The organism is Bacillus sp. RZ2MS9, assembly GCF_001816185.2.
Lineage (GTDB): Bacteria > Bacillota > Bacilli > Bacillales > Bacillaceae_G > Bacillus_A > Bacillus_A cereus.
In genome coordinates, this window is sequence record NZ_CP049978.1 from 3,705,781 (window position 1) to 3,731,380 (window position 25,600).

Genomic DNA, 25,600 nt, shown 5'->3' on the forward strand with positions numbered 1-25,600 from the left:
ACCTTAAGAATACTTACACTCTTTAACACTTTCTTATAAACATGATTTTTATAAGGAAATCTGATACAATTCTTAAATAATATTATTATGTATAGATATAACGAACATAGTGCATAATTAAAGAAGGTGATTTCATTGAAATTAAATAAAAATTTACAATTATGTATATTAATCGGAACATTGATATGCTATTCAATCTATTTTATGTTTTTCTATCTGTTCCCTACTCATTTTTCAAATTCAGATGTACGCTTCGCTTCACTTGTCGTTGAAGCCATTACATTTGTATCACTGATTTACTCTATATATTCTAAGAAAGTCAGTTCAAATCCGTTTTGGATATGTATTACAATAGCAATTGGTAGTTTTTTATTAGGAAAAATAGTATATACATATCAAGATAGCTTCTTCGAAATTCCAATACATCGTTTTACGGTTTCTGATGTATTTTACATGTTTTTTCTATTTTTCTGTCTTATCGCTTTCTGCTATAAAATCTTAAAGGAATGCAATAAATGGGAAAAAGCGTTCTTTATTTGTGATATATGCATAGTGCTTACTTCCATATTCACATTAGAATGGTATTTATTTAATCAACCAAATTTAAATATATTCGCTCTTTCACTAGGAGATGTTTTCCTTTCATTTTTATACCCAATTGCAGATTTATTATTTCTACTGCTAGGTGTTAGTCTCTTTTTCCGTCCAACAATTTTTAATTCCAAACGGAAAATTTATATCTTTATTTTTGTATTAATAAGTTCTGCAACTTTTAACTATATTTATTTTTACTTAAATAACCACTTATCAACTGAAACTATAATATTATTACGTCTTTTATATAGAATACCTATATTACTTATTGCAATAGCTGGCTCTATTTCAGAAGATCATAATAGCCATAAAAATTATTTCCTTGTAAACCCTATAATAGGAAAAAAAGCTTTAGTTGTATTTCCCTATCTTGCTGTTGCAATACTAATCGGGTTTACATTAAAAGAACAAACATCCTCTTCAACTCTCATTACAGGAAATTGTATTACTTTTATTTTCGTACTCATTCGTCATTCTATCGTACGTATGCAAAACAATTCCTTAACAAAACGTTTGCAGGCATTTAATGCCCAACTAGAAGAAAAAGTTACTTTACGGACGTCTGATTTAGTTCATAAATCAGAGGCTCTTTCTCAAAAACAGCAAAAGTTTAAATCATTATATGAATATCATCCTGACCCTATCTTCACCATTGATTTAAATGGAATATTCTTAAATGTAAATAAGGCTGGGAGTGTACTACTTGGGGCACCAACGGATGAGTTACTAGGTGAAACTTGTTTTTCGATCATTTTAGATGAAGATAAGCATAAGCTAGCATTGGCATTAGAAAAAGTGAAACAACAAGAATCGGCATTCTTACAACTTAGTTCTCAATATAAAGATGGCTTTACTTATTTTTTATACGTTACAATCATTCCTATTATAATAGACGGACAAATTTCAGGAAGCTATATTATGGTGAAAGATATTACTGCACTAAAAAAACAGCAAGAAGAAATAAAATATTTAGCATTCCATGACACTGTAACGAAAATTGGGAACCGTGCCTTTTTCCATAAGAAATTAAAGAGAGTTATAAAAAATGCTAAAATAACAGAAAGCGAGTTTGCATTATTATATTTAGATTTAGATCGCTTTAAAGCAATTAACGATACACTTGGACATTCATCAGGAGATTACATATTAGAAGAAGTAGCAAAGCGATTCCAATCATGTCTTCCATCACATACTCATCTTTCAAGAATCGGTGGCGATGAATTTACAATCATAATTGAAAACTATACTGACGAAGATTACTTATTCCAATTATGTAACCAATTATTTGAATGCATGAAAAAGTCATTTATCATACATGAGCATAAATTAACTTTATCACTGAGTATCGGCATCGCTATTTATCCACATTCCGGAATCGATACCGCTACACTTCTGAAAAACGCTAATGTTGCAATGTATGATGCAAAAGCAAAAGAGCTTAACTCTGTCTCTATTTATGACGATGTAATCGCTAAAAAAATTGAAAGACGATTACGATTAGAAAAAGATTTACCAAACGCACTACAAAATGAAGAATTGTTCCTTTTGTATCAACCTCAAGTTGATAGTGAATCTAATAAAATTATCGGTGCAGAAGCTTTAATTAGGTGGAATCATCCTGAATTAGGTATTATTTCTCCATACGAGTTTATTCCGATTGCAGAAGAAACACTACAAATTATTTCAATAGGAAAATGGACATTAGAGCAGGCTTGCAAGCAAATGAAACGTTGGCACGCACTCGGATATTCACATTTAAAAATAGGTGTAAATTTATCTGCTAAAGAATTTGAACAAGAAGATTTTGTAAAATCTATTTCTTCTACTTTAACAAATACAGGTTTACCAGCAAGCTCTCTTGATCTTGAATTAACAGAGCGAATTGCAATGATGGATGAGCGAGAAACATTGATAAAACTGCGTACACTAAAAAGTTTAGGGATTCACATTTCTATCGACGATTTTGGTACAGGTTATTCTTCGCTAGCCTACTTACCTTTGTATCCAATTGATACGTTAAAAATCCCGAGAGAATTTATTACAATGTCTGAAACATGTGATGATGGAATGGAAATTATTAAAACGATCATCACATTAGCAAATACATTAGGAATGTCTGTCATTGCTGAAGGTGTAGAAACGAAAAAGCACGTAAATTTCCTTCAAAAAAATAAATGTCAGTTTATTCAAGGTTATTATTACAGTAAACCTATTCATATTCATGCATTTACTGAGCTATTAGAAAACGGCATTCACCGATAGTACATAACTAATTAGAATAAATAATAATGAATTTGAACAAATATAGTAAAAAGGAAAGAAGATACCTTCTTTCCTTTTTACTATATTTACATTTCTATTACTCCACCACTTCATTTATTATATCTATTATTTGATGAATTCCCTCATCATTTGTTTTCTTATATCCATTCATGTTTTGAATATATTTCTCCTTATTTGTATACAACTTATTTACTGCATGTATAAATGTATTCGTACTTACTCTGTCTTGGAGTATAACTTCCGCATATCCTTGCCGTGAAAAATATTCAGCATTTAAAACTTGATCTCCCCTGCTGGAACTGTTAGTTAACGGGATAAGCAACATCGGTTTCTTCAAAAATAACAATTCAGAAATAGCAGTAGAACCCGCTCTGGAAACTACAACACTTGCCATATTTAGTATATGCGGCAACTCGTCGCCTATATATTCAAATTGCATATACCCCTCCATGCCAATAGATGGGTCTACCTTCCCTTTACCACATATATGAATAATATTAAAGTTTAATAGTATTGTATCTAAACATTCCCTTACCATATCATTTATCCACTTAGCACCTTGACTCCCACCCATAATTAATAATACTGGTTTATCTTGCTGAAATTCACAATATCTTCTTCCTCGTAATACGTTACCCTTCTCAATTTCTTCCCTTACAATTGGTCCTACATAAACCTTCTTCTCATTACTTACATTTTCTCCTGTCTGAGGAAATGTTGTGCATAGCTTTGTAGCAAAAGGTAATGCTATTTTATTGGCAAGTCCTAATGTGCTATCTGGTTCACGTATAATTATAGGCACACGATTTAACCATGCTCCTATAGCTACAGGAACTGAAACAAATCCTCCTGCTGAAAAGATAACGTCAGGCTTTGTTTTCTTAATTAATTTATAACTTTGTAAACAACCTCGTATAATTTTAAAAGGATCTTTAAAATTTTCCCAATCCCAATATCTCCTAAGCTTGCCCGTTGAAACACTATTGTATTTAACATTTTGCACTAATGATTTTTCAATTCCATTTTTGGATCCAATATACTCGACTCTCCAGCTTTTCTCTATAAATTTAGGAATTAATACAATATTAATCATAACGTGTCCGGCTGTACCGCCCCCAGTAAAAAGAATCGTTTTGCTCATAACTTATACCCACCTTTATTATTAAAAATCTAGCTTTATATTTACCTTTTAAATGTAAATAAAATTATTATTTTTTATATAAATCTTTAACTCCACCTCTATATCTTGTAAAAGATCTTTAATGAGTTCATAAAAATCATTTCCATACTCACTACACTCGTATTGAGCAAAGATTTGAATCACATATCTAGTTTCCGTCTCTAATGCTGACTTTATTTGATTAACCCTTTTTTCTTCTACATACGCTTGATATTTATGTATTGCCTCATAAAGACGCAATACATGCGCTTCTTCATCTCTCCAATCCAACGCATCAACAATTGAAAGAAATAGCGTATTTTGATTATCTATTATTTCATAATCATTCATATATTTCTTACACCCTTTTTTGTTTTTCATTGCATGCAGATGTCACTACACTTCGCATACTCAAGTACATCTTTTAATGATTGATGAAATTCAATTTCTGGGATCCAACCTAACCTTTTTATTTCCTCTATTGCTAAACTCTCATTTGAGTCGCTCCCACTTTTCTCTGTTTCCTCTATAAAAAAATTTAGCTGTGTTAATTCTTTATATTGTTCTAGTACATTTAACAAAGATCGTTTTACTCCTGATCCGATATTATATTGTTTTCCATTTATTCCATCTCGTAATAACACGTGATACGCTTTAATCGCATCACGTACATCTAGAAAATCTCTACTATCTTTCAAACTGTTTACTTCAATAATGGCTTTACTTCTACCTGATTCTATATCTATCATTTTCTTTGCGAGAATCGAACAAATGCCATTCGATTCCCCTGGACCAATTAAGTTTGAGGGCTTTGCAATGATAATATTTGAATCCATTAATCCTCCCCAAGCCTCTGCAATAATAACTTGCATCGTTTTACTTAAACTATATGGATTTGAAATTTTTATTTCGTTCATACTATCTGCTTGCAAAGCAGATCCTATAACTAATGTTCTACAATGCGAGGCTTCTTGCTTAATTGCTTCTAATAAATATAATGTTCCTATTACATTAACCTCTATATATTCAAGGGCAGCTGTCCAAGATTCTATAACCGAATTCCTTCCTGCTAAATGCAATACGTAGTCTGGCTTTATTTGTTTCATTACCTTCATTACTTCGCTCTTATTAGTTAAATTACAAGTAATACCATTTCTAATTTTTTCTCCATATGCACGATTTTGAAACATAGGAATTACATGAAAGCCCTGCTGTAAAAAATAGTGGCAAGCATGGCGTCCTGTGAAACCATTTGCACCAGTTATTAAAAGGCTCGCATTTTTTTTCATCGCAAAAACCCTCCTTTTAATAGCATTTGTTTCACCTCATGTTTTGCAAGTAAATCTTGTTGAGAACTAAAACTCTTCACATCCACTAGAGGATAGCTTGAATAATATTGTTGAAGTCCTTGTATAGGAATAGTCGGTAGTACCACAAAATAATTTTGATCAAAACTTATACTTGTTTTACTCTCTACCTCAGATAGAAGCATTTCACTTAATTTTTCACCCGGTCTTATCCCTACCTCTTTTACCTTAACATTTTCTTTTCCGGAATCTTCAATTAATACTTCTGCTAAATCTGTTATTTTACATGCCGGCATTTTCATAACAAAGATTTCCCCGCCTCTACCTTGAGATACGGCTTTAAATAACAACCCAACAGCATCTTCAACTGTTAAGAAAAATCTAGTCATATTCGCATCGGTAATCCCTACTTGTGAAGATTTTTTAATTTGTTGTTTAAAAAGTGGTACTACACTTCCACTCGTTCCTAAAACATTTCCACCACGAACACAAATGAATTTTGTTTTCTTCGTTTGTATATTCGCATGAACCATTAATTTTTCACCAATTGCTTTTGTCATCCCATACGTATTTGATGGATCAGCTGCTTTATCCGTTGAAACATATATAACTTTTTCAACTTGCATCTGTATAGAGGCTTCAATTACATTTTGCGTACCATGTATATTGGTTTTTATAGCTTCATAAGGATAATACTCACATACTGGAACATGTTTTAAAGCTGCAAGATGGAACACATAATGTACACCTTGGCAAGCATAGACTAGTTGATCTTTATCACGAATATCTCCAATAATAAATTTTAACCTATCATCATTTATAAACTGTTGCTGCATTTCAAACTGAACCGTTTCATTTCTTGAAAAAATTCTAATTTCTTTCGGTGATTTTTCTAATAGTTGTTTTATAAGTTCATGCCCCCACGAACCTGTACCACCAGTAATTAAAATTATTTTATTTAACATTCTTCTTCCTCCTACGAAACATCTCAATTTAAATAATATTTATTGAATTATTTTCAATTGATTCAAATCATAATCGTCGTTTGTTACATTTAATTGACAAAATAAAAAAACAGAAACTATTAAACGTAGTTTCTGTTTTTCATTTCATCTCACAACAGTAAGATTTTTTATACTGTTTGCATGATAAATAAATTCCTTGTAAAAAAACACCGCTCATTTATTTCTTATACTCGTAATAAAATAAATAGAATGATTCATAGCTAATAATCATGTTTAAATTTATAAAAAAGGGAGGTAACGGAATGGACCGAAGCAATTCAAATCATACATATAACGGACCTTCCAAAGCACTGCCTCTCTCCCTATTCGACGTAAAAAATGAATTGAAACAAAAAAGCAAACTTATTCCTTCTGACACCATGTATAAATTAACGAAAGAAGAACAACTCATCATCAACAAAATAAAAATACAAACAGAACAACTAAATAAAAATAATGTTACAAGAACACGCGCATACTACCAATTTTACATTCAATATCCAGAAATACATTGGGCACTGCTTGGGCATATGGTATCACGTAACGGCGGTTGGAATATGACTGATTTAAAGGGCGATTTATATACGAGAATTTTATCAGAGAAAGATCAATTCATATTTTTTTCTTTTTTAGAAAGAGGGAATTGGCTTATTTTCCAAGATGTATACCCTCAATTTTTACTTTACGAACAAAGTGTAAAGAGATCACAAAAGTTATTTCACCTTCTCCCTCACCTAAATGTTTCTACATTTATGGAAACGATGTGGAACCATTTTTGGAAAACAGGTAACAAAAAAACTTTAGCAATTGCAACTATTATTAATGAACAAAACTACTTAGAAAAAAGAGTAATTCAAAATGTACAATTTAAAAAGACTGTACTAAATAGTATTGGATTTAAACTCTTTGATTTCTTTCAGTTTAATCATATCCTTTTCCCATTCTACGAAAATGATAAGAAACAAAAAGTATTACTATTTGGTAATACAATGAAACATTTCACTTCCTTACATGAACGGATATTAATTGGAAAAAGATTGTACTCATTATTATTTCGAGATACACATGTTTTATCTCAAATAATAAGCTGGGCTCAACACCATCCACATACAGGATCTAGGAAAGATTACTGGCCCCATTTATTTTCAAGTGTAAATGAATCTTTTTCCCGTGAGTTTTATAAGCGCCGAATTAAGAAATGCCAGTTACGAAATGGCGCTTATCGTATATACAGCCCTGCACTCATCTATGCATGGCGAGATATGAAGCATGAAGAAGTTGACAGTGAAGATTGGTTTACCGATTGGCAAGTTGTAAATTACTTAGTTGATAAGGAGGAAAATATAAATGGACAAATTACAGAAGACTACTGCAAAACACTCGAAAAAATTGAAATCGCCATTCTCGCAAAGAAAAATGTCCTCCTCCGAGAAGAAGAATGAGTTTCTAGCATTAGTAGTTACAATCTTTCTCTCTTCTATTATTGCAACTTGCTTAGATGCCTTTTTTGTTCATAAACAAATATATTCCTTTCCGGCTAGGCCCTTCTCATCCACATTTTCGGTTAATATAGCTTTTACATTGTTCGTACTGCCGATTTTAACAGTTATCTTTATACACATTTCAAAAAAATTATCTAAAGTTTCTAGAATTTCATTTATTATTTCAATCGGTATTTGTGCTAGCCTTTTTGAACAGATTGCTGAAAGTTTAGGTTTATTTGTACATAGTGCGAATTGGAACCATACATATTCTTTATTTGGTTATATAATTTTTCATTCTTTTATTTGGAACGTATATAATTGGATAAAAAAATAAAGAGACCATTATAGGTCTCTTCTTAAGCATACTCTTCCGTTATTACTAATGGTGTCAATGTTTGAAGGCTTTTAGAGCGTAAACGATAGGCAACGACTTTCTTCTTATATTGCTTAATGACATCAACATGTTCCTCATAGCTATATAGCGAAAATCTAATCTCTTTACTCCCTTTCTTCGTATCAATGACTATTGGTGTCCCTTCTCCGTGCGGCGGGAAATAATGTTTATCTAAAAACAACGCCTCATTAAATTCATGAATAACTTGTAGTTTCATTTCTCCCTCTATATTTTTTCCATCTATCGATATAGAAGTATTTTCCGCCTCAAGCTTTTGATGCAATTCAAATCTACTAATAATTGATTCTACAACAGAAGTGGGCATGCTAGAAACTAATACTTTAATAGCTCCAAAAACAAATAATGTAACTATAAACCATGTTGTCATTGTTATCATCTCCATTACATTTAAAAAATAAATTTCGTTCCATACGGTATTAGTATACTAATAAGTATTCCAGTTACAATCATCGTTACCGAACCGATAGTCGCTTCTTTCTCGCCTTCTTTCACTAAACGACTCACACCGATAATATGTGATGCACAGCCCATTCCAACTCCTTTTCCAATCGTACTTGTTATACGGAAAAACTTAAGTACTGTTGGTCCGATCATAGCACCTGTTATTCCTGCAACAACTACAAAACTAGAAGTCATAGATGGAATACCACCAATTTGATCCGCTATTGAAAGGGCAATTGGCATTGTCGCTACCTGTGGTAAAGTAGTTAATATAAGTTCCTTATCTATATTTAAAATTCCGCCAATCACTACATTCATGCTCGTTACAGCCACTATACCTATCACTACTCCGATTAGTATCGATGAAAAATTTTTCATCAGTATCTTTCGCTCTTTAAATAGAGGTATGGCCAATGCTACAATTGCAGGGCTCAATAAGCTTGAAAGAATGTTTCCCCCATTTTCCCTATACTCATGATGAGAAATACCAAAAATCAAAAATAAACAAATCATAATTGCCGTAACTGTTAACACTGGTAACGTAAATGCAAACGTAAATTTTTTATATAGCTTTGTCGCCAAGAAATAAATTGCTACAGTAATAATAATTAAGACCATTTGAATCGTGCACCTTGTCGATTTTATTTTTTTGATGTGACTAATAATTGACTTATATACCCTGAAACAATCAAAGTTACTACAGTGCTTGCAACTACTAAAAGGAATATAATACTTCCCTTACTGAAAAGAAAAGACCCGTATTCCATGAGCCCTGTTGTCGAAGGGATTAAAAATAACGGTAAAAATACGATTAACTTTTCCGAACCTAACTCAAACCATTTTAACGGTAAAACGCGAGTGGAAAGGAGCAGGAACAGTATTAACATCCCTATTAAATTCCCCGGTATTGATAGATGGAATATTTCCTGAATCCACGTACCCACTAGGCTAAATACATATAGCACGCCTACTTGAAGTAAAAGCGTCACGTACTTCATTTCTTTCCCTCATTTCACTATCACACATCCATATTATGAAATCTCATTTAGCGTGTCGGCAAACCGTTTAATTCCAAGTTGAATTTGTTCTATATTCGCTCTACCAAACGTAAATCGTATATATTCATTTTTCGAACCTAAAACACTGCCCGGAACAAATGCGACACCATTCCGTATAGATTCACCTAATAAGTGATATTCATCAAACTTTCCTGTTACTTTACACCATACATGTATTCCACCCTCTGGCACGAAACATTCAACTCGTTCTCCCAATGTTCCTTCAAGCTCTGCAATTAATTCATCTCTTCTTTGCTTCAATTGTCCACGAAGTATCGTAATATGTGTATGGAAATCCTTTGATTCTAAAAATTGATTTGCTACCCACTGCGTAAATACACTATGGCCAAAATCAACTTGTTGCTTTGCATCTGCTAAACGCTCAATTACGCGTGTAGGACCAATTATCCATCCAATACGTAATCCTGATGCAACAATTTTTGATAGTGAACTTATATAAAGAACATTTCCATTTTGGTCCATTGATTTTAATGTCGGGTTCACTTCTCCATTAAAAGAAATTAAACTATACGGATCATCTTCTACAATTGGTATACCGAACTCAGAAGACAGTTCTAAAATTTTTTTACGTCTCGCTAATGAAAGCACAGTACCCGTCGGATTCTGATAATCTGGATTCAAAAACACCATACGAATGCGATGCTTTTTGTGCAAATCGATTAAGTCATCTGGATTCATTCCATGCTCATCAACAGGTAAATGAAATATGTTTAAACCGGCCGATTTAAACATTGGAAGCGAAAAACAATACGAAGGATCTTCAATCGCAATCGCATCGCCAGGTTTTAATAAACATTGAACGATAAGATTAAGCGCCTGTTGTGCTCCAGATGTAATAAGAATAGAGCTTGAATCTGCTTCAATTTGTTTATATTGCTGAACATGTGCTGCAATTGTTTTTCTCAACATCTCATTTCCAAGTGGATGGTCATAACCGAGGTTTTCCATAAATGTTTTCTCCGACAAAATTGTTCGAAATCTATCACTTGGAATTAATTCTGGTGACAGTTCACCGCTTGCTAAATTAATTAAATCATCTTTTTGTGTTTCCGTTCGAATTTGTTGAACGAGTGGTACGTTAGGTAAGAACGATCCATCCTCCACGTACCTACCCCAGTTCGGTATTCGTTTATGTGAGACACCCCATATGTCCGTATTGACCCGTGTTCCGCTTCCCTTTTGTCGTTCTACTACTCCAAGTGATTTTAATTCTTCATACGCAGCTACTATTGTACTCCGGTTCACCTGTAATTCCTTTGCTAACATACGCTCAGAAGGTAACTTACTATCAGAAGGAAATTCGCCTGAAGAAATGCCTCTTTCAATATAATCTGCAATTTGTTTATATACAGGTGTCTTATCTGCACGATTTGGTTTCCATTCCATATAGTTCCCTCCTTTCAAAACGAACTATCCTCATTTTTTACTAACAGTATTCACCGTAAAAATAGTATTAATTAGTCACATTTTCTTATCCGTAAATGGATATATCCAAAATGGTTCTCTTTCTGATTACTCAATAGCTTCTGAAATTCCAACTTCATACTCTCATTTCAGTTCTTTTACAAACTATTAAATCATTACCGCATACCATGTTACCCCGGCCAGTAGAACAAAAAGAAGAAGAATATAGATTGCAGATAAGTTTTTCACATTTCTTTTTGTAGACTTACCGTAATTCTCCTCCACGTTTCTTGCAACTAGTACAGTCCCAAATAGCGATACAATTACAATAATAACGACTAGTGAAATTGCAAAACTCATTGTCTTTTCACCTCTCTAAGACCCATCTATTTTAATTAAAGAACTTACATAAAAACCTTCCTCTTTAAAACGTTGATAACATACTACCTTTCTTCTCTTATCATAATAGATGTTTGTAAAAAGCGGACCAACCACTTTCGTGTTTTTTTGCTCATCCACTTTAAAAATAAAAAGAAGCGATATATTTTATCGCTTCTTACTCTCATCATCTTTATTCTTTTATTAATGACTTATTCGCTCTTATAACTTCTTGATACAATAATGGTGACCACTTTTCATTTATGTAGTCTTGAATTACCCAGCCCACTCTCAAAGGATTCTTTTGTTTTATATAGTTTGCAATTTCAGGATTTATATAAGAGGCATAGTAATATGGACTATTCCATGCTGTACCACCAGAAGACAAGCTTGTAAAATTAATATATAGATGATTTAAATCCTCGCTATTGTTCATCGTTTCATCCATCGTATCTTTAATAGATTTTACTTTCTCATCATAGCTCACTTTATATTTATCTTGTACTGTTACATTTGCATTTTGGTTTACAGTTGTGGTAAACGTCTCATTATCTGGCCAATAAAAATTATTATATCCTCCAGGTTCATTACTACCACTATATCTTTTTAGTAGTACAATTTTCCCACGAGCATCTCCAAGCTTTATATTTCCTTCTGTTTTTAAAAAAATAGGATCAACAAAATATTTTTTTTCAAACGTGCTACTAAATGAATCTTCTGCCCCTTTCATATCCTCATACTCTTTTTTTAAAGACATAATAATTGTTTCACTCGGGTTATCTTTTAAAAATTGTTTCGCTTCATTTATGAATTCATGCAGTGTTACGTAAAGATATAATGGCCCATGATGAAGAACTATCGTATTATCATCTGTTAAACGTCCTCTTATATCAAAAATGCGAGCTCCATGGTCCATTTGATAGCGAAAATCATATTCTTGCGTCATTCCCCATACTTGCTTAATCGGATTTTGCAACTTGAACGTCCCACTATCGTGTGTTCCTGGAATTGAAATTCGTGCTAACGGGATATTATCAGGTATAGGTTGCATCCATTTTGACAAATTTTCAAGCTCATTAACAGAGCTAGCTGCAACTACTCTCTTATCATGTAAAGCAAATACAAATGTGATAAATATTGTACTACATATGAATAATTTCAAAATTAACTTCTTATTGCTCATTATTATCCCTCTCTCTTTCTGTTTTTATATCAAACTTATTGAATATAATATAAGCTAGCTCAGAAAAAATAAATAACATTTCATCAATATGAAATATTGCATAGAAGTAAAGTTAAAAAATCATTCACATATACTAAATTAGAAAAATTAAAAGGAACTTCATCTGAAGTTCCTTTTACTTATTTTATGTTCAATACGTATGAACCATTTTTATTCTCATATTTATAGACGTATAAATAATATTTACCTGGCTTTGCATTATAAGTTCCTTTAACTACATTGCCTTCATTTTCACCATATGCTACATAGTTATTTAAATCTGATTCATGATGAAGTACCCATGTCATTCCAATATTTTGTTCATTTAGTAGAGAAATATTAATATTTTCCGGCGAATCAATTTGGAAAGTAAATACATCTACTCTATCACTATTATGTAGAGTTCCTTTCACCGGTGTATGAAAGTTAACTTTATTTGCCTGTCTAGGCTCATTATTTGGTTCATTTTCTGTTACTTGTAATTCATTCCCACCGTTTGGTTTTCTTTGTTCATAGCCTAAGTTTGCTAGTATAGACTTCAAATCTGGTAAAACACCAATTTTATCTGCATATGGATCTTTAGATTTTGTTCCTGTGCTCTGGTTACTTAATATTGCTCTTAGTTCACTTGGTCTATATGGTTGTCCTAAATTTTCTTTAGCAATGCTTTGTACTAAAGTCGCTGCCCCAGCAATAATTGGCGAAGCACTAGATGTTCCGCTAAAGCTTGAAGTATAAAGATTTACAGCACTTCTACTTTGCTCGGCTGTAGTTGTATCTACATTTTCTCCCCATCCGTACACATCAATACGGCTTCCATAATTCGAAAACCACATACGTTCATGAGGGAAAGATGAAGAGCCAGCTCCTACCATAATTGCACCCGAATCTTTAAAATCTTTACTATTACGATTTAAGACTTGCTTACCTTTTCTATCTTTGAACTGGTCTAAATCATTCCACCCATTTGCTCCGGCCTCTATAATTACAATTCCCTTATCTGTACCAGCACGAATTGCATCAAAGATATCTGGTTGTACTTCAACAGGTAAATATTTATCACCATATCCATCGAAAGATGCTTGTGCCTCTAACAATAAAACATCCCCAGCTTCTAACTGATTTACAGCGCTTAATATTGCATCAGCCGTATTATACTGTCCGTTATCTCTTATTTGAGAGATAACCTTTGCTTTCGCTTTTGGCGCAATCCCAATATTCCCAACTTCATTGTCCTCAGAGGATACAATTCCTAGTACAGACGTCCCATGACCGACATGCTGATCTATATTTCTTCCAGACATTAACTCAATTTTTTGATGTAATAAATCCTCATGATTTAATAACCATCCGTATTCCATATCAACAAAAGTGATACCATTTCCATTACCGCCTTGAATTCCCCAGGCGAAAGGCGCATTAATACCGTATGGGGCCGCTTCAAGATAACCTTGTTTTTTAAATCTAGGATTGTTACTAGGATTAAGAGCTACACTTGATGATTGCACTTCAGGTGGCATTATTTTCTCTTGTTTCTTCATATACGCATCTTCTATTAAAGAAGATGCCTTTAACTTATCTACTATTTCTTCTTCATACCCACTATTTTGATTTTGAAGAATATAGTAGTTTAATAAACTTGTAGATACATGATTAGGTGCTTTCACTTCAAGGTTTTGTATTTGTTCCGGGCTTACAGATGTGAATAAACGAGTAAATGTTACATCTGGATATTCTGTCAAAAGATCTTTTATTACTTTATCATTCGTTTGAGATTGTATTTGTTTTTCAATACCATCTTCATATGGCAAATCCAAATCCGCTTTAAATTTTACAATGATTTGCTTATCTGTTTCTTGTTCTATCCCTGATTTAATCTGCTGTTCTATAGAATCAGCATGTACACTATTGATAGTACCCCCTGTTCCTAAAAGTGTTGTAATGATTACAGTTGACGCACACATTTTTTGAAATATTTCCATTGCATTAATCCTCCTATTAATAATTAATCATTATATTAATCTATAATGATTTCGTTTCTATAACGTATTCCCTTTCTACTAAATAGATTATAGTAATCAGAAATATGAACTTCAATGTATTTTCATATGCAATATTTCATATTCGGACTCTACACTACACGAATATGAAACTTATAGTGATTATTTATTTTATATGTGCTAATATACTTACATTAATATATTACGCATATATACATTTCAAACTACATTACTTAATAGTTTCACCTTAATTTTTTCTTAGGAGGATTTACAATGAAATTACTAAAACTAAAACATATAATCCCTTTATCTGCAGTTGCAATTACATTCGTATGTAGTCAAAGCACAGCTGAAGCTTCTACCATTCATACAGTAAAAAAGAACGATACACTTTGGGGCATTAGTAAACAATACGGAGTTTCAATACAATCCATTAAACAGGCTAATAATAAAGGAAACGATCAAACCTTTATTGGCGAACAGTTACATATTCCAGGGTCCGTGAAATCAAATGAAATCACTGTTCCTCAAAACGCCAAGCCTGCGAACATTTCTGGACAAATTATTTATCAAGTACAACCGGGAGATTCATTAGAAACGATAGCAAGGCGTTACAATGTCACTGTCCAATCTATAAAACAAATGAACAATACAGTCGGAAACAAGCTTTATACAGGACAACATTTAAAAATCAACTCAAGCATTTCACAAAAAGAAAAAGACTTAATGGCACGCTTAGTTACCGCTGAAGCAGGTGGCGAATCCTATAAAGGAAAAGTAGCAGTAGCAAAAGTTATACTAAATCGTGTAAATGCAAAAGGTTTTCCAAATACAATAACAGGCGTTATTTATGAACCTATTAAATACGGATATGCATTTACTCCTGTTACAGATGGAAGAATTAATCAGCCTGCAAGCGCAGAAGCAAAAATGGCTGTAGAAGAGGCTATCTCCACAAATGGAGTACATTCTGACTGGCTTTATTTCTACAATCCAAAAACATCAACAGACAAGTGGATTACGACACGTCAAACAGTAGCAGTAATTGGTAACCATGTATTTGCTAAATAAGATTTAAAATCATTAACAGACCTCTTCACTTAAAAGGTCTGTTTTTTTCTATGTAAGATGTTATTAATCATATGACATAGTTATTTTTTAAACTGTTTCTTCTTTCAAATAAAAATTTTTGTATTTACTCCGCCACTCGTAGAAATTAATAAAGCATCAAGTTCAAAAACTCCCACTTTATTAATAAAAGCTATTTCTTAACTTCATAAAATTGTTATACACTAGAAAAATAAAAAACAAACTATTCGTTAGCAGGTGGAAGAATATGTATGATGTTACAATTATCGGCGCTGGAGTAAGTAGCATTTTTATGGCTTATTCACTAGCTAAAAGTAACAAAAAAGTTTTAATTCTTGATAAAGGTAAAGCGCTAGAAGATCGCCATTGTCCTTTAGACGAAGGAAAAGTGTGTAATTGTACTACATGTGATAAATATTTCGGGTTTGGTGGTTTAGGAAAATCTGAAGGGAAATTTAATTATACAAACGGATTTGGCGGAGAACTTGAGAAAAAAGTCGGTAAAGAGGGTTTTATACAACTCATGGCTGAAGTAGATGAAATTCTATGTCAGTTTGGTGGAAGTTCGGTTTCAAAATATTCTACTGAAAATTCAAGTCTCACTAAGAGAGCTGAAGCGTGTGGTTTACAAATGCTAACAACAGAAGTAAGACATCTTGGTACTACACTTTCCAGTAACATTTTTCAGCAGCTCTATGAATTTTTACTGACGAAAATAAAGATCCAATTTCATATAGATGTACAACATATTCTGAAACAGGAAGATCATTTTACAATAGAGACAAATCAAGGAACAGTTCAAACTAAGCAACTTGTATTTGCAACTGGGCGCTCTGGGGCCGATTGGTTAAAAGAAATATGCAGTTCCCTAAATATTTCTCAGGAGCAAACACGTGTAGATTTAGGAATTAGAGTAGAAATGAAAGAACATCAATTACGTTCTATATTAAAAGATACTTTTGAAACAAAACTTTCTTATCAAGGTGAGCATTTCACAGCAACTACTTACTGTATGAATCCACAAGGCCGCATCATTCGAAAGTACGAAGAAGGTTTAGTTATGCCTGACGGTCAAAATTTTCGAGAACAAGGAACTGGCACTTCTAACTTAAATTTCACTTTATTTATTCCTTGCTATTTTCCTACTCTCAAAGAAGCAAATGTATACGCAAGTTCAATTATTGAAGGCATTAACCAAGGGCGAGATCGGATTGTTATACAGCGCTTAGAGGACTTACTAAAGAAACAACCTACGGTGGAAAACAGCATGGAGCATAATCGTATACAGCCTACACTACAGGGGGATTATGGAGATTTGAATCAAGAAATCCCTCAATTATATATTGAAGGACTCAAAGAGTTTTTATTACGCTTAGAACAATTTATACAAGAACCGATTGATAAAGATACTTTGTTATATGGAATTGACGGAAAGTTCTATGCTCCTACGATAAAACTCAATAACTATTTTGAAACTAGTATACATGGGCTATTTTTAATTGGAGATTGTTCAGGCGTTACGCATTCATTATCTCAAGCAGCTGCAAGTGGTCTGTATGTTGGAAAGTACTTATCTGACATTTAATTTCTATCATTAAAATATCAGTCAAATATTTTCAATTTCAAAACACTTTACTTATATATAGTAAAAGTATATTAATAAGACCCCTATCCTTCCCTGCTAATGATTAACCGACAAAAAATCGGGATTTTACAAAATACATATGTAATATAACTGTATATTTAAAACGATTGGCATTCAATTCTAATAAATTGAATGTCAACAGTTTTAAAAGTCTCTATCCATTTTCACTTTTATTTGTTCGATATTTTGTAACATCATCATAGTGTTTAATATGGTAGGATGTCTATAAGTCAATTTCACTACAACTATGACTTTTTCTGCCTGTTTCTCAAAAAAGAGTTATATTTATGCTACTACGCTTTAAAAATCCCCATTGTATATATATGAATACTTCAAATTATTCCCTTTAGAAAACAAAGTCTAAATGGTTCATTACAGTCTAATAGTTATAAAAACATAATATATAACTTTAGTTAAATAAATTATATAAAGAAGGTGTAAAAATGAAGAACAAAATAAATTTACAAATGCAAAATATAAGTTTTGTTATAATAATGGCTTTAGCAGTATGGTTAAAAACATATCTTATTACGCGATTCAGTTTTGATTTAAAAATCGAGTCTTCAACGCAAGAGCTCATTTTGTTTATTAGCCCTCTAGCCGCATCATTAGCATTTGTTGGATTAGCATTATTTGCAACTGGTGAAAAGCGAAATTATATAGCGCTCTGTATTAATTTCTTATTAACAATCGTGCTTGTTGGAAATGTAATGTTCTATGATTTTTATAGTGATTTCGTTACATTACCAGTACTTGGACAAACCTCAAACTTTGGCCAATTAGGCGGCAGTATTATAGAAATATTAAACTACAAAATTATACTCGCATTCGTAGACATTGTTTTCTTCTTTATTTTATTAAAAAAGAAATCATTGGTCTTTAAAACAGAACGTGTAACTCATTCTACGCGCTTGTTATACTTTCTTTTAACGATTGGTGTATTCTTTGCGAATCTACATCTTGCAGAAAAAGAGCGCCCTGAATTATTAACAAGATCATTCGACCGAGTCATGCTTGTCAAAAATTTAGGCTTATATACTCACCAAGTATATGACTTAACACTGCAAGTAAAAGCTGGGTCACAAAAAGCACTTGCTGATAGTAGTAAATTACAAGAAACTGAAAACTACGTAAAAGCAAATCAAAGCGAGCCAAACCCTAATATGTTTGGTGCAGCGAAAGGAAAAAACGTAATTGTCGTCACTCTTGAATCCTTGCAGACCTTCTTAATAGGCGCATCAGTGAACGGGCAAGAAGTTACACCATTCCTAAATGAATTCATAAATGAAAGTTATTACTTTGATAACTTTTTCCATCAAACTGGTCAAGGGAAAACATCCGATTCAGAATTTCTAATCGATACGTCGTTGTATCCATTAAATCGAGGAGCTGTATTCTTCACACACGGTAACAATGATTATACTGCAACTCCAGAAATTTTACGTCAGCAAGGTTATTTCACTTCTGTATTTCACGCGAATAACGCAACATTTTGGAATCGTAATATCATGTACTCTGCTCTTGGTTATGATCGTTACTATAATGAGCTTGATTACAAAATTACACCAGAAACAAATTTAAATTGGGGATTAAAAGATATCGAATACTTTGATCAATCAGTAGATATATTAAAAACTGTTAATCAACCATTCTATGCTCGTTTCCTTACTTTAACAAACCATTATCCATTTACGTATGATGAAGATACAAAATTCATTGAACCATACAACTCTGGTAATGGCGTATTTGATCGTTACATCGTAACAGCACGTTACTTAGACGAATCCATTAAAAAATTTATTGAACGTCTAAAGGCCGAGGGGCTTTACGATAATTCTATTATTGTGTTATACGGTGATCATTATGGAATTTCCGAAAAACATAATCGTGCAATGGCACAGTTTTTAGAAAAAGATCAAATAACAGAATTTGATACTTTAAATTTACAACGTACACCTTTATATATTCATATTCCTGGACAAACAGAAGGTCAAACTATTTCAAAGCCTACGGGACAAATCGATATGAAACCTACGATTCTAAATTTATTAGGTGTTGATTCTACGAATGATATCCGTTTTGGCCATGATATGTTTTCAGATGAATATACTGGCTTTGTTGTTTTACGTGATGGTAGCTTCGTTACAGATAAGTATGCATACAAAAACAACACTTTCTACGACCGTATAACAGGTGAAATTGTAGATTTACCAAAAAAAGAAGCTCAAGCCCTCATTAAACGTGCACAAAATGAATTACGAATGTCTGACAAAATTATTGAAGGCGATTTATTACGTTTCTCAGAAAGCAATAAAATTAAAACTGGCGAAGTACAAACTAAAATTAAAGAAACAGAAAAATAATCTATATGAAAAAGGAGCAACTTATTACAGTTGCTCCCTTTTACTTTTATTCTACACTTGTTTCTAAAGCTACATCTGTATAGGTATTATCATCACCTATATTTAAAATTACTTCACATTGACGCAATCTCAATTCAAAGAGCATGATAGAATCATGATAAACTTCAGGATTTGATTTCATTTTATGTAACATCTCTTGTTTTTCTTGTATTTCTAATTGCGTATTTTCTACAGCTTGCTTTAAGGAGTTAAATGGATTCCTAAAGAATATATGAATATCCCTCTCTTGTGTGTTTTCAAACAGCTCAAATTGCAAGAAAAATTTCTTCATAATAGAAGCCGTTACTTCAGTATAATCTTCATTTTCTACATACTGTTTATATTTGTTATATAGCATAGATTTATTTTTAGGAAGAACTCCAAATAATTTACCGGCACTTTTTAGTAAAAATTGTGCTGGCGTAAATCGACGTAAAATATTTACTTCATCCATTTGTATTCTAGTCGTCATCCTGTCAGTATCTCTGCGCCAGTCATCAAGCACTTTAAAGTCACATTCTAACTGTATTTTATTTTCTCCAAATAGTGAATTAAGCCCTTCACTAAGTTCTTCTAAATACGTTTGACTTTGAAGAAGCTCATTATTAGAAGTTGCAATCCAATTTTGCATAGAAAGAGCAAGATTAGGTAATACAGTTTGTTCTAAATATTTATGCACTCTTTCATTCATTGCTTTATTTAGTTCCGTATCCATGTGCCCGAAATCACTTTCTTCACTAATTAAATTAGAACAGCTCTTTAATATCTTCGGAATATTTTCGGTAAGATCATTTGTAATTTCAGTCTTCATTGAACGATATGATTGTGTAATGAAATGAATTTTTTCCCTTTCAAATGCAGTAAGGTTATTAATGCTACCGTTTAGTTTCACTAGCATATCTTCATTCCAATTAATAGCATCCACCAGGTTATTTTCTTTCTCAACACGTTTATCCAAAAGATATATAATTGTTTTTCGAATGAAAAATAATAACTTTTCAGTACGTTCTGCATCGATATTTTTATGATTAAAGTTAAAATGAATAAACTCAGTTAAACCATTTAATTGTTGACTACTTGTATATAACGAGGAATAAGGGAAAATTCTCGCATACGGGAAATATGTGTTTATTCTCGTTGCCGTATCATGTAATACCCTTTTCACTTCTGCTTCACTGTAAATGTTATCGATTTTATTTAATAAGAAATGAATTTGTAAATTTGGCGTATGTTCTTGAATACTTAATAAAATATCACGTTCTTTATCAGTAAAAGGTGAATCCGCATTCAATACGAATAGTAATTCGTCTACAGAATTTAAATATTCGAATATTTCATCTCTAGTGTCGTTATTTCTATTAAAGCCAGGTGTCACTACAAATGTAAGTTTATTTTCATTTAAAAATCTGCATGGTAATTTAAATTCAACACACGCTCTATCTCTATATGTTTGATGGTGCTGAGACATCATATTATGGTAATCAGAGACATCTTCCGTTGTTGTAATTGCTGAGTCTGTTATAGCGTTTATTTCTATATGAGCATCATTTTTTAAAACTACTACATTTGAAATTGATTTTTCTAATATATTTTCTCCTAATATAGAGTTAATAAATGTAGTTTTTCCGTTCCCTGAAGTTCCCGTTACTAAAATACGATTTGTTCTTAAATCTGCGAGCTCGTCAACTAACCATTTAAATCGGTGACCTATTTCTATATTCTGCTTTTGTGCCCACTGTGTAATAGATTCAAAAAGGTGTAAGCTGTACTCTAAGCCATTTACATGATTAATAGAATGTGACAGTAAGTTTTCCGCATGTTCTATATTTGCTGAATCTATTTTGGAAGGGAAAATCTCATCCCATGCCAATACAGCTGCAGATGGAAATACAGCATAAGATGGATTGACTACCTTTAACCAGTTTGCTAACAGATTTGGTATGATATCGTCTAATTGTCTAAGCGTATATTGACCTTGAATTAATGTAAAGTACGTTTCTTCGTAAAGAGCAGAAACTTTGTTCCATATATCGGACGAATGTATTTCAATATGTAAGAAAAATTCATTTATTGTATTAAGCCATAATAAATAATTTGGTTCATCTTTATAACTGTTCCAAAGTGCTGAAACCATTTGTGTAAATTGTACTTGATCTACATTATTTAATGTAGCTAATGCATCATAAAAATAGTCTGGTGAAATATGTTTAGTAAACCCTTTATCGATATATCCTTTTAACACCTCAAACCACGGATACGACTCTATTCGAATTAACTCATTCACAGCAAGCTCTACTGCACTATCAAAATCTTGCTGTTCCTCATAAAAGGAACGGGCAATTTTTGTGACGTTCGGATAATCAGGATTTAAAGAAACTGCTTCTTTAATAACACCGAAAGCTGAATCAAAATTATTTTGCTCAATGTAAAGAGAAAGTAATTGTAATCTAATTTCGGTCATCAATATTTTATTATCAGTAGTAATGGAAGTATAAATATTTTCAGCATATGGTAATTGATTAAGTTCGAAATAAGCATCCGCAATATTTTTTTGTGCCCATGGTGCTAATTCATTACTAACCTTCTCCCATTTAAAAATAGCTGCTTCAAAATCTTGATGACGATAATAAAATTCACCTTGTGCAAAACGAATATAAGACCCATCAGAAATCTCATTTTTTTCTTCGTTTACATAAGCTTGTCCAAGTACGTCAAGAGTTGGTTTTGTTTCATTCTCCATTAGGAACGTTTCATAATACATCTTTTTTATTAATTGTTTTTCTAATCTCATCTTTTCCCCCACTATATCTTGAAAATAAATTTTTAAGATATGTCAATGCTTTTTGTATGTATGCTTTTTATCTTAACAAAGAATATCTTTTGGAAAATTTCATTTTCCTTTCATTTTTCAAGTTAGATTGAATTTTTATGAGAAAAGTTTCAGTTTTTTTTCAATTCCCTTTCAGTTATGAAACAGCATTAGATGTTCCTAATAACCTAATAACACTATAATATTCCACATTATATTATCAGGAAAACCCCATATAAACCATATTATAAAAACAATCTATAATGAATTTATATGCATAATTCACTGTGCTGTTAAACAAAAAAATAACAATAGGAGCCAACATCTATTCATACCATTTCTTTCTCAAATTGTTTTCCTTTAAAATGTTTCATTAGTTATGTAATTAAATTCCATTAACCTATATAAATAACTAGTCCAAAAAATATCTATATGCATATCATGTTATAGTAAAGAATTTAGGAGATCCTAAAAGGAGGCATTTTCATGTTTGAAGATAAATCTAAAATAAATTACCCATATGAATTTACTGAAACTACAACAGTTCCTCTAAAGAACCCCATTGACAAAAAATTCAAGAACGGCACAGGTACACATAACTTCCCAATTAAGAAGCACTATAAAGAGCAAGTTCTATACACTGAAAAAATTAATAATAATAAAAATAAGTAATTGTATAGATCCTTATGACAATTGGCTAAATAAGAAGCAACATTTGGCCATGCATAGTTATTTAGTTAGTAATGATACAATTCATGCACCTTTTAAAAAGTGCTGTATACAGCGCTTTTTTATACATAGATAAATTTAAGTTAACGCAACCAAGAAATACACTACAAAATTACTCCACCATATTCTCGTTTACAATTAAATCTACATATTAAAAGGGAGCAACAGTAAATGTTGCTCCCTTTTGAAATGTAATCTATTCACTCTACATAACCCTCTTAAACATCTTCTCCAACTCATAAGTAGAATGATGCACAAGAATTGGTCTTCCGTGCGGGCATGTGTACGGGTTTGTTGTTGTACGTAGTTCTTCCAGTAAAGCAAATATTTGATCGTTCGTTAAATATTGATTCGCTTTAATAGATGCTTTACAGCTCATCATGATGGCTGCTTCTTCACGTAACTTTTTAATATCAACTTTTTTTAGTTTAACAACTTGCTCCATCATTTCATCGATGATTTCTGTTTCTTGTCCTTTCGGGAACCATGTTGGATGCGAGCGGACGATAAAGGATTGATGGCCGAATTGTTCTAAAAATAGCCCGACTTTTTTTAGTTCTTCTAACTGCTCTTCGACACGTAAAAATTCAGTAAGAGATAGATCAATACGGTACGGTACAAGTAACTCTTGTACTTCTTGCGCTACTCTTCCTACTTTATCACGGAAGTATTCATAATTAATACGTTCCTGCGCGGCATGCTGGTCAATCATATATAATCCTTTATCATTTTGAGCGAAAATATATGTTCCATGCATTTGTCCAATTGGATAAAGCGGTGGTAAGTCATTCCCGTTCATCTCAATCTCTTTTATTTCCCGAACTTCTTCTTCTAATTCCTCTAGTTCAAAGTCCTCTTCATTACTGTCCCACGATTTCTCTTCTTGAATTGGCTCTTCGATTATCGGTTTAGTGGATGGTTGCCAACTTTGTTCTTCTCTCACGAGCGACTGTGGTGGTTGCCATTCTTGCTTCGGTGGTTGCCAAAGCTGCGCAGGCTGTTTCACAGCCTGCGGTTCTTCTTGTTTTGCATCCATGCCAGTCGGTAAAACGATGTCCGGCATAGATGGTTCTTTCGGCTTCGCATGCTCAAACTGGAACTGTTCTTGCACACTTTCGTCTTTTTCTTTTTTCTTCGTTGTTACACCTGCATCTGGAATAAGCTGTATTTTTTTAAATGCAGCTTGCAATGTTTCTTCGATCAGCTTTAGCAATTCTTGTTCTTTACTAAAACGAACTTCTAATTTCGCTGGATGTACGTTAACGTCAACTAGCATTGGATCCATTTCAATCGATAAGAAACCAATTGGATACCGGCCAACTGGCAGTAATGTATGGTATCCTTGCTGAATTGCTTTCATTAATACAAAGTTTCGAACGTAACGACCATTTACAATCGTTGACATATAATTACGAGATGCTCTCGTTACTTCTGGTAATGTTACATAACCTTTAATTGTAAAGTCTAAAGATTCAGCTTCAATTGGAACAAGCTTCTTCGCAACTTGAATACTGTAAATCGATGCAAGTACTTGTCTTACATCACCGTTACCTGACGTATGAAGCAATTTCTTTTCATTATGAAATAGTTTTAACGATACTTCTGGATGTGACATTGCAATACGATACACGATATCTGTAATATTTCCGAGCTCTGTATGAATGGTTTTCATATATTTAAGACGTGCTGGTGTATTAAAGAATAAATTTTGTACTGTAATATCTGTTCCTTTTCGGCTCGCAGTCTTCTCTTGCTTTATAATGTCTCCACCTTTAATAATAAGGTGTGTACCAGGCGCATCACCTGTGCTAGTAATTAATTCTAATTCACTAACTGAGGCAATACTTGGCAATGCCTCACCGCGGAAACCGAGTGTTCTTATGCGGAACAGATCGTTTTCATCTTTAATTTTACTCGTTGCATGGCGTTCAAAAGCGACGATACAGTCTTCTTCTGCAATACCATCACCATTATCAATGATACGAATTTTCGATAACCCAGCTTCTTCTAAGTGGATTTCAATAGATGTACTATTCGCATCGATAGAATTTTCCACAAGTTCTTTTACGACTGAAGCAGGGCGCTCTACTACTTCCCCTGCCGCAATTAAGTTAGAGAGTTGGTCATCGAGTTTGCGAATTTTCCCCATCTACTTA

Annotated in this window: 20 protein-coding genes; 7 read left to right on the plus strand and 13 right to left on the minus strand. The window is 32.6% G+C overall.

Annotated elements, in window-relative coordinates; translation table 11 throughout:
- Window positions 1-135: 135 nt before the first annotated feature.
- Complete coding sequence (locus BHV55_RS18785) at window positions 136-2,856, plus strand: putative bifunctional diguanylate cyclase/phosphodiesterase (protein WP_065703392.1); 2,721 nt, start codon at window positions 136-138, stop codon at window positions 2,854-2,856.
- Window positions 2,857-2,953: 97 nt separating this feature from the next.
- Here the strand turns inward: BHV55_RS18785 and BHV55_RS18790 are convergent, their stop codons facing one another.
- Genes BHV55_RS18790 through BHV55_RS18805 form a run of 4 tightly spaced genes read right to left on the minus strand, consistent with a single transcriptional unit; the run spans window position 2,954 to window position 6,308 of the window.
- Window positions 2,954-4,018, minus strand: coding sequence for an undecaprenyldiphospho-muramoylpentapeptide beta-N-acetylglucosaminyltransferase (locus BHV55_RS18790; protein ID WP_070756903.1), 1,065 nt, complete (start codon window positions 4,016-4,018; stop codon window positions 2,954-2,956).
- A 48-nt stretch (window positions 4,019-4,066) separates the two neighbouring features.
- A complete protein-coding gene (locus BHV55_RS18795; RefSeq protein WP_002101267.1) occupies window positions 4,067-4,417 on the minus strand; it encodes a DUF6572 domain-containing protein in 351 nt (116 codons plus the stop codon).
- Window positions 4,414-5,325: an SDR family oxidoreductase gene (locus tag BHV55_RS18800; protein ID WP_000739083.1), complete on the minus strand. Its 912-nt coding sequence runs from the start codon at window positions 5,323-5,325 to the stop codon at window positions 4,414-4,416. The genes BHV55_RS18795 and BHV55_RS18800 overlap by 4 nt, the downstream gene beginning before the upstream one ends.
- Window positions 5,322-6,308 (minus strand): UDP-N-acetylglucosamine 4,6-dehydratase family protein, encoded by a 987-nt coding sequence (locus BHV55_RS18805; protein WP_000932591.1) that lies wholly within the window; start codon window positions 6,306-6,308, stop codon window positions 5,322-5,324. Before BHV55_RS18805 ends, BHV55_RS18800 begins: the two co-directional genes overlap by 4 nt.
- 302 nt (window positions 6,309-6,610) lie before the next feature.
- On the opposite strand from BHV55_RS18805, the gene BHV55_RS18810 reads away from it, so the two are divergent.
- A complete protein-coding gene (locus tag BHV55_RS18810) occupies window positions 6,611-7,789 on the plus strand; it encodes a DUF2515 domain-containing protein (protein ID WP_048567521.1) in 1,179 nt (392 codons plus the stop codon).
- Window positions 7,764-8,165, plus strand: coding sequence for a CBO0543 family protein (locus tag BHV55_RS18815; protein WP_033667178.1), 402 nt, complete (start codon window positions 7,764-7,766; stop codon window positions 8,163-8,165). Before BHV55_RS18810 ends, BHV55_RS18815 begins: the two co-directional genes overlap by 26 nt.
- 22 nt (window positions 8,166-8,187) lie before the next feature.
- On the opposite strand, the gene BHV55_RS18820 is transcribed toward BHV55_RS18815, so the two are convergent.
- From BHV55_RS18820 to BHV55_RS18850, 7 genes are all read right to left on the minus strand, one after another.
- Complete coding sequence (locus BHV55_RS18820) at window positions 8,188-8,613, minus strand: YfmQ family protein (protein WP_000214645.1); 426 nt, start codon at window positions 8,611-8,613, stop codon at window positions 8,188-8,190.
- 20 nt (window positions 8,614-8,633) lie between these two features.
- A complete protein-coding gene (locus tag BHV55_RS18825) occupies window positions 8,634-9,305 on the minus strand; it encodes an LrgB family protein (protein WP_000242946.1) in 672 nt (223 codons plus the stop codon).
- A gap of 23 nt (window positions 9,306-9,328) precedes the next feature.
- Window positions 9,329-9,685 carry a CidA/LrgA family holin-like protein gene (locus BHV55_RS18830; RefSeq protein ID WP_000878485.1) on the minus strand — a complete coding sequence of 119 codons (357 nt, stop codon included), beginning with the start codon at window positions 9,683-9,685 and terminating at the stop codon, window positions 9,329-9,331.
- Window positions 9,686-9,718: 33 nt separating this feature from the next.
- The gene (gene pdxR / locus BHV55_RS18835; RefSeq protein WP_070756904.1) at window positions 9,719-11,152 is read right to left on the minus strand and encodes a MocR-like pyridoxine biosynthesis transcription factor PdxR; all 1,434 of its coding nucleotides are present in this window, start codon (window positions 11,150-11,152) and stop codon (window positions 9,719-9,721) included.
- Between the two features lie 186 nt (window positions 11,153-11,338).
- Window positions 11,339-11,530 carry a hypothetical protein gene (locus tag BHV55_RS18840; RefSeq protein WP_000006458.1) on the minus strand — a complete coding sequence of 64 codons (192 nt, stop codon included), beginning with the start codon at window positions 11,528-11,530 and terminating at the stop codon, window positions 11,339-11,341.
- A gap of 211 nt (window positions 11,531-11,741) precedes the next feature.
- Entirely contained in the window at window positions 11,742-12,731 is a 990-nt protein-coding gene (plcA, locus tag BHV55_RS18845) for a phosphatidylinositol diacylglycerol-lyase (RefSeq protein WP_000066292.1), read from the minus strand.
- Window positions 12,732-12,910: 179 nt separating this feature from the next.
- Window positions 12,911-14,752, minus strand: a complete 1,842-nt coding sequence (locus BHV55_RS18850) for a S8 family peptidase (RefSeq protein WP_000402321.1) — start codon at window positions 14,750-14,752, stop codon at window positions 12,911-12,913.
- 291 nt (window positions 14,753-15,043) lie between these two features.
- On the opposite strand from BHV55_RS18850, the gene BHV55_RS18855 reads away from it, so the two are divergent.
- From BHV55_RS18855 to BHV55_RS18865, 3 genes are all read left to right on the plus strand, one after another.
- On the plus strand, window positions 15,044-15,841 hold the full coding sequence (locus BHV55_RS18855; protein WP_070756905.1) for a cell wall hydrolase: 798 nt from the start codon (window positions 15,044-15,046) through the stop codon (window positions 15,839-15,841).
- 265 nt (window positions 15,842-16,106) lie between these two features.
- On the plus strand, window positions 16,107-17,444 hold the full coding sequence (locus BHV55_RS18860) for an NAD(P)/FAD-dependent oxidoreductase (RefSeq protein ID WP_070756906.1): 1,338 nt from the start codon (window positions 16,107-16,109) through the stop codon (window positions 17,442-17,444).
- Between the two features lie 503 nt (window positions 17,445-17,947).
- Complete coding sequence (locus tag BHV55_RS18865; RefSeq protein ID WP_000791028.1) at window positions 17,948-19,867, plus strand: LTA synthase family protein; 1,920 nt, start codon at window positions 17,948-17,950, stop codon at window positions 19,865-19,867.
- Between the two features lie 46 nt (window positions 19,868-19,913).
- Here BHV55_RS18865 and BHV55_RS18870 read toward each other — a convergent pair whose 3' ends face one another.
- Window positions 19,914-22,697, minus strand: a complete 2,784-nt coding sequence (locus tag BHV55_RS18870; RefSeq protein ID WP_048567517.1) for a dynamin family protein — start codon at window positions 22,695-22,697, stop codon at window positions 19,914-19,916.
- Window positions 22,698-23,201: 504 nt separating this feature from the next.
- Here BHV55_RS18870 and BHV55_RS18875 point away from each other — a divergent pair.
- Window positions 23,202-23,387, plus strand: a complete 186-nt coding sequence (locus BHV55_RS18875; protein ID WP_000461138.1) for a hypothetical protein — start codon at window positions 23,202-23,204, stop codon at window positions 23,385-23,387.
- A gap of 262 nt (window positions 23,388-23,649) precedes the next feature.
- Here the strand turns inward: BHV55_RS18875 and mutL are convergent, their stop codons facing one another.
- Window positions 23,650-25,593, minus strand: coding sequence for a DNA mismatch repair endonuclease MutL (mutL, locus tag BHV55_RS18880; RefSeq protein ID WP_000516463.1), 1,944 nt, complete (start codon window positions 25,591-25,593; stop codon window positions 23,650-23,652).
- Window positions 25,594-25,600: the final 7 nt, after the last annotated feature.